The sequence below is a fragment of the Lacticaseibacillus sp. 30 genome (genome assembly GCF_053819265.1).
In genome coordinates this window covers 1-5,441 of record NZ_JBSOQX010000046.1, presented here as the reverse complement: position 1 = coordinate 5,441, position 5,441 = coordinate 1, and the positions used below count along the sequence as shown (strand labels likewise).

7 protein-coding genes and 2 pseudogenes are annotated in these 5,441 nt (G+C 38.3%); 7 read left to right on the top strand and 2 right to left on the bottom strand.

Features of this window, described 5'->3' with window-relative positions:
- Window positions 1-364 precede the first annotated feature (364 nt).
- Complete coding sequence (locus ACWPAB_RS15015; RefSeq protein WP_003582565.1) at window positions 365-832, top strand: Dps family protein; 468 nt, start codon at window positions 365-367, stop codon at window positions 830-832.
- Between the two features lie 41 nt (window positions 833-873).
- Here ACWPAB_RS15015 and ACWPAB_RS15010 read toward each other — a convergent pair.
- Window positions 874-963, bottom strand: a pseudogene (locus ACWPAB_RS15010) (IS30 family transposase); the annotation flags it as partial.
- 163 nt (window positions 964-1,126) lie between these two features.
- Between ACWPAB_RS15010 and ACWPAB_RS15005 the strand changes: the two are divergent.
- The 6 genes from ACWPAB_RS15005 (at window position 1,127) to ACWPAB_RS14980 (ending at window position 4,631) form a co-directional block, all read left to right on the top strand.
- Window positions 1,127-1,477 (top strand): hypothetical protein, encoded by a 351-nt coding sequence (locus ACWPAB_RS15005; RefSeq protein ID WP_003582569.1) that lies wholly within the window; start codon window positions 1,127-1,129, stop codon window positions 1,475-1,477.
- Between the two features lie 294 nt (window positions 1,478-1,771).
- Window positions 1,772-2,140 carry a YxeA family protein gene (locus ACWPAB_RS15000; protein WP_003582572.1) on the top strand — a complete coding sequence of 123 codons (369 nt, stop codon included), beginning with the start codon at window positions 1,772-1,774 and terminating at the stop codon, window positions 2,138-2,140.
- A gap of 75 nt (window positions 2,141-2,215) precedes the next feature.
- Window positions 2,216-2,866, top strand: coding sequence for a recombinase family protein (locus tag ACWPAB_RS14995; protein WP_003601979.1), 651 nt, complete (start codon window positions 2,216-2,218; stop codon window positions 2,864-2,866).
- 5 nt (window positions 2,867-2,871) lie between these two features.
- Complete coding sequence (locus ACWPAB_RS14990; RefSeq protein ID WP_002819966.1) at window positions 2,872-3,156, top strand: BRCT domain-containing protein; 285 nt, start codon at window positions 2,872-2,874, stop codon at window positions 3,154-3,156.
- A gap of 29 nt (window positions 3,157-3,185) precedes the next feature.
- Window positions 3,186-3,695 (top strand): AP2 domain-containing protein, encoded by a 510-nt coding sequence (locus tag ACWPAB_RS14985; RefSeq protein WP_016382271.1) that lies wholly within the window; start codon window positions 3,186-3,188, stop codon window positions 3,693-3,695.
- A 537-nt stretch (window positions 3,696-4,232) separates the two neighbouring features.
- Entirely contained in the window at window positions 4,233-4,631 is a 399-nt protein-coding gene (locus ACWPAB_RS14980; RefSeq protein ID WP_016382272.1) for a pyridoxamine 5'-phosphate oxidase family protein, read from the top strand.
- 470 nt (window positions 4,632-5,101) lie between these two features.
- On the opposite strand, the pseudogene ACWPAB_RS14975 reads toward ACWPAB_RS14980, so the two are convergent.
- A pseudogene (locus ACWPAB_RS14975) lies at window positions 5,102-5,441 on the bottom strand (class C sortase); the annotation flags it as partial.

The window sequence follows — 5,441 nt, the reverse complement described above, 5'->3', positions numbered from 1 at the left end:
GGATCCACTTATGAACGGTTGAATAGCCAATGCCATATTCTCTGGCCAGTTGGGCAGCTGATTCGCCTTGCTTATAGGTTGATAATGTTTTGTTTGAATTCTTTGTCGTAACGAGTTGGCATGTAAAAATTCCTTCCTTTTGAGAGATGATTTATTCATTATACCCTCTCTTAAAAGTTGTCTCAGGAATCAGCTTACATCCAAACAGCGTTCGGATTAATTTTACAATCTACCAATTAACGTCTCCATCTTTTCAAAACGACTTAATTCTACGGGCTATAAATAACTTAATTTGCCAGTGTATAACGTTTCAGATTAAGCTACCACTATGTTATGATGACCATATCTAAAGGAGATCAATCTAATGAAATATACGAAAACCAAAGCAGTATTAAATCAACTCGTTGCCGATTTGAGCCAGATGTCAATGATTATCCATCAGACGCATTGGTACATGCGTGGACCCAACTTTTTGAAGTTGCACCCCTTGATGGATGAGTTCATGGAAGAAATTGACAGCCAACTCGATGTCATTTCTGAACGGCTGATTGCGCTTGATGGCAGTCCTTACTCGACCTTAAAAGAAATGGCCGAAAACACTAAGATTCAAGACTGGCCTGGTGAATGGGACAAAACAACCCCAGAACGCCTCGCACACTTAGTTGATGGCTATCGTTACTTGGAAGACCTTTACCAACACGGCATTGAAGTATCCGATGTTGAAAAAGACTTCAGTACCCAAGATATTTTCATTGGTCTCAAAACCGCAATTGAGAAGAAAATCTGGATGATTCAGGCAGAGCTTGGGTCGGCGCCGAAAATTGATGAATAAAATAATATTAAAAAATCGGTAGGCTTATGGTAGATTGTAAAATTAATCCGAACGCCCATTTGGATATTGGACAGCCCTAGTTCACAAAAGGTTTCGATTTTAATTCGTTCGGAATAGGTTATACTAGACAAAAGATCAGCTCCTAAAAGATGGGTTTGTGGTAAACACCATTTTAAAGGAAGCTGATCTTTTTTGTCCGAACAGCGTTCGGATTAATTTTACAATCTACCAAATAATGAAATTAGTAAAGCTGCTAAATTAAAGATTAACGACGACGGCCAATATGCACCTGACATGCGTGTAGAAGATACTGAAATTGATGATTTTAAAAATTTCGAGGTCTCAATCGAAGATGTATATACAGATGGTGATTTATTTTTTATTAGTGGTCAGGCTAGTGAAGAAGCGGAAGCAACCATTAATGCGTCTCATCATATAGACGATGGGGAATATGGGCTTCCAGAATCGATTTCTTACGAGGTGTCAGGGACTTCTGGATTTCGAATTAAACTTGCTATTGATGCCACAAAAATACCGTTTAAGGATCAGGCCTCTTTTAGCCGCGACATAATGGATCAAATGCAAAACTGTGATTTAAAAATAGAAGAAACTAACATTGAAGTTCCTCCTGAGCCTTTGGATTAGCGCATAATTTTTCATCACAAGCTCTATCTCCATGAAAATACTAAGTAGATAATTGAAATAAAGTGGAGAGTAATCGCAAAGGCTCTTTAGGGTGTGATCTTTTGGACAGACTTCATAACAAACTTTTTTAATAAAGACTCCTATGCTGGAATTACGAACAGAAATTTATGCGATCATTACAGCATAGCAACTTAAAAAAATAAAAGTTCAAGGAAAGGCTGTTATCCATAAGCTAAATACATCAGATAGGCTACATATCTATACTTTACAAAGACTGTCATGGGAGATGGTAGCATGAATGAGAATCATAAGGAAAGACTGTGGCTGACATCCTTTTTGGCTGCAATTGTTGCAACAATTGCTTTTTCGGTTTATATCACTGAGTATCAATATGGTGGTGATTCTTACTACATGAAGATTGATAGTCAGCCTATTATTTCAAACGTTGAAGTACCTGTTGGAATATCGATTCAAGGATACACTTACGAAGGAGCTGCTAAGAACGCACAGGGAAAAATAAAGAATCTCAAGTTAAAAACAGATGAGCACGATATAGGCCCGTTTAAATCAGGGCAAATCATTAAAATTACTGTTAATAAAACATATGGAATCGTTGATTACCAAAGAGTGACTAAAAAAGAGACACCACTAAGAGCACAATAGGGTGTACCCTATTGTAACTAAAGAGAGAAGGAAGTATTATTAGTTACATATAAGTGACCCGGAGGTGATCTAGAATTGTCTAAAATCGGTTATGCGCGTGTTAGTACGCGTGATCAAAATCTGGCGCGTCAAATTGAACAGCTACATGATGCCGGTGTTAATAAAATCTTTCAAGAGAAGCTTTCAGGTAAAAATGCCGATCGTCCTCAACTGAAAGCAATGTTAGACTATATTCGTGATGATGATGAAGTAGTGGTACTGAGCCTTGATCGACTTGGTCGCAATTCTCATGATTTGACTGACATCATCGAAACCATTCGGCATCGTGGAGCTCAATTGAACGTTCTAAATCTACCTAGCTTTGCAAGTATTGAAGATCCTAACCTTCGTAACTTGATTACGACAATTATTGTCGAACTATATAAGTATATTGCTCAAGAAGAGCGCGAAACTATTAAGATACGGCAACAACAAGGCATAGAAATTGCCAAACGCCAGGGCAAATATAAAGGCAAAATTCGCGAATATGGTCCTCATTCACCTAATCGTCAAAAACGCTATATTTATAAAGAAGCCTGTCGCCTTTTAAATAGGAAGAAAGACGGAGATGAAACGCTGACCAAGCGACAAATTGCCCGCATGTTAGGTATTGCACCAGTAACCTTATATCGCATCGAAAAGTATCAGGCAGAAGATCTAGCAAATGTTCCCCGTAGTGAGAGGTAAACATCATGATAGATTTAAGGGGCAAACGAATTCTCTTTACCGGCCGTTTGCGATCTTTTCGTCGTTTCCAGGCACAACAGTTAGCAACTATTCTAGGAGCAAAACCGGTCAACGGGATTGACAAAAATGTCGATATCCTTGTGGTTGGTATTATTAGCAAACCCTATGATCAACTACTTACCACTCAAAAGTTAACGTATGCTAGAACCTATGGCATTCCAAAGATTGACGAATTAGCCTTTATTTCATGGTGCCAATGGCGATTAGATCAATTGAAAGCAACTCTTTAAGTGCCTTCTTATCAAACGGGGGGATTAGTATGCAAAAGCGTATCGATTTGGCCAATCAAACGTTTGGACGACTCACAGTCATTAGTTTTTTTGGAAGCAGTTCTAATGGAAACGCGCTTTGGCTCTGTCAATGTCAATGTGGAAATAAATGTATTGTTGACAGTCAACGACTTCAAAAAGGATTCACTCGCAGTTGTGGGTGTTTGCGATCAGAAATAAGCAGATTAAACATAAAAGCTAATAACCAGACTAAAAAATACATGGGCAATCCCAAGAATTTTCAACTAATCAATCGAACAAATTTAGTTGCTTCTACACTTAAACGGTCCAATAACAAATCTGGCGTTATCGGAGTTAGTTGGGATAAAACTGCTCAAAAGTGGGTCGCAAGGCTGTACTTTCAAGGCCATCTTGTCCTAAATCATGTATATGTTCATATGGAGGATGCCATCGCTGCTCGCAAGGCAGCAGAGAAAAGGTATATTGTACCTTTGCAAAAGCAATATAATCAAACACACCAAAAAAATCAATTAAATTGATTAGACAATCCGATCTGGAGAAAATACCATTACCTGCACTTTCTATAGATTTATAGAAAAGCCGATTCATTATAAAATGGTTCAATTCCGTAATCATGCAACTGCCCTAAATACTAAGATCAGTTTGCAAGAAAAGAAGCCGTAGCGTGTGTTTGTGGCATCAAGACTTAATTCGACAAACTCCCAGGACAACAATTATTGGGACAGCGTCGTGAAATGGAAAAACGAGGTTATCATCTAGATCAGAAACAGTGTGATCCTCTGTATCAAGGCCAACATTGCCTAGCATACAAGCAACTAAGTCCTGTTGCACTCACAATGCCCATCTATCCTGAGTATGACCAAGGATATAAACACGTTTGCCTAACTAATCTAACAAGCAAAAGGATCTTGTTAACCTTTCAGCGATCCTAGTCTGCGGTGTTCATCTGGGGACATAGGATTGACAAAATAGGATATTGACAAAACAGAATATCGGCAATATACTTACTAAAAGTAATTGGAAAGCGTAATGTCGTGTTGATCGGAGAAAATTAAATGGTAAATCTTACAGAAGAAATGAAGAATATGTTAAAGAGTCAGCTCCCCTTCCTAGCAACAACAGGAATAGATGGCAAACCTCAAGTTGGTCCCAAGGGCTCACTACATGTCTTAGATGACTCACATTTAATCTACTTTGAGCATACCTTCAGGCAAGCCTATGATAATCTCTCAAGCAACCATTTGGCAGCGTTTGCGGTTGCTGATAGAGGCGCTCAACAGGGATTTCGCTTTGAGGGAACGGCTCATATTCATGAAACAGATGATTTTGCTAATCATATTTTAGATCAAACTAACATTTTTGACCGTTTTCCACGCGCTGGCGTAGTGGTTATTGATGTTGAACGAATCTATAAATTGGATAACACCTTAGAGGCTGGCATTCAAATCGCCTAGGGTTCTTAAAACAAATTCAACCGAGTAAGTCGAAGAATTTTTTAGTGTCCAAACTCATACAGTGCTTATTTCATGTCATTAAGTATTCATTAGCAAGCAGTTTTGTTATACTTTGTTTAGAAGTGATGGAAGTACGTCGAATTCTTAAGAAACCATAGCCTACTGTTAATGCCATTACTTAGAGCGTGTCGATTTTTGACACGCTTTTTTTGTGCCATTGGGTACAAATCATCCAATAAAAATTAAATATCAAAAAAGACGGCTTCCACTATGGAAAGTCATCTTTGATGAACCGGTTTTCTAATACTCATTCATGTTGCATCGTCCTACTTCAAAAGCTTGAAATATACAGACATAGTGTTTTAATAAGTTGGTCGTTTTTAGTTTATTAAACTCAATATCAGTCTTAAAATATTGATCCTTTCCTCATTTAAATTAACCCAAAAGGATATTAAACAAATTTTAAGATCTTAATGATATTCTTTTAATTGAAAGCTTTTATCCCGAATTTTTTTGACATAAGCCTTGTACTTAGTCCGGCCAAGCGGTGTGACAATTGCGACTCGATAATGATTACCAGGCAGGCTGATGTCAGTCACCCCAGTTTGATCTGATTTAAAAGAATGTATATGTCGACCTCGTTTCACCACGACTTGTGTGGCTTCAGCCGGTACTTCCAGCAAATAATGCTTTCGGCCAAGCATCAAACTGCGCATTACGAAACCGATCACGCCTAAAATGATCACCGCGCCTAAAAGTGCGACTATTAGCTTTAATTTGTTCCACCAAACCGCCCAACTTGAAGCCTCT

Excerpts from the sequence above, each read along its gene's own strand:
- ACWPAB_RS14980 (WP_016382272.1), top strand. The coding sequence starts at position 4,233 with ATGGTAAATCTTACAGAAGAAATGAAGAATATGTTAAAGAGTCAGCTC.
- ACWPAB_RS14990 (WP_002819966.1), top strand. The coding sequence starts at position 2,872 with ATGATAGATTTAAGGGGCAAACGAATTCTCTTTACCGGCCGTTTGCGA.
- ACWPAB_RS14985 (WP_016382271.1), top strand. The coding sequence starts at position 3,186 with ATGCAAAAGCGTATCGATTTGGCCAATCAAACGTTTGGACGACTCACA.
- ACWPAB_RS15005 (WP_003582569.1), top strand. The coding sequence starts at position 1,127 with ATGCGTGTAGAAGATACTGAAATTGATGATTTTAAAAATTTCGAGGTC.
- ACWPAB_RS15015 (WP_003582565.1), top strand. The coding sequence starts at position 365 with ATGAAATATACGAAAACCAAAGCAGTATTAAATCAACTCGTTGCCGAT.
- ACWPAB_RS15000 (WP_003582572.1), top strand. The coding sequence starts at position 1,772 with ATGAATGAGAATCATAAGGAAAGACTGTGGCTGACATCCTTTTTGGCT.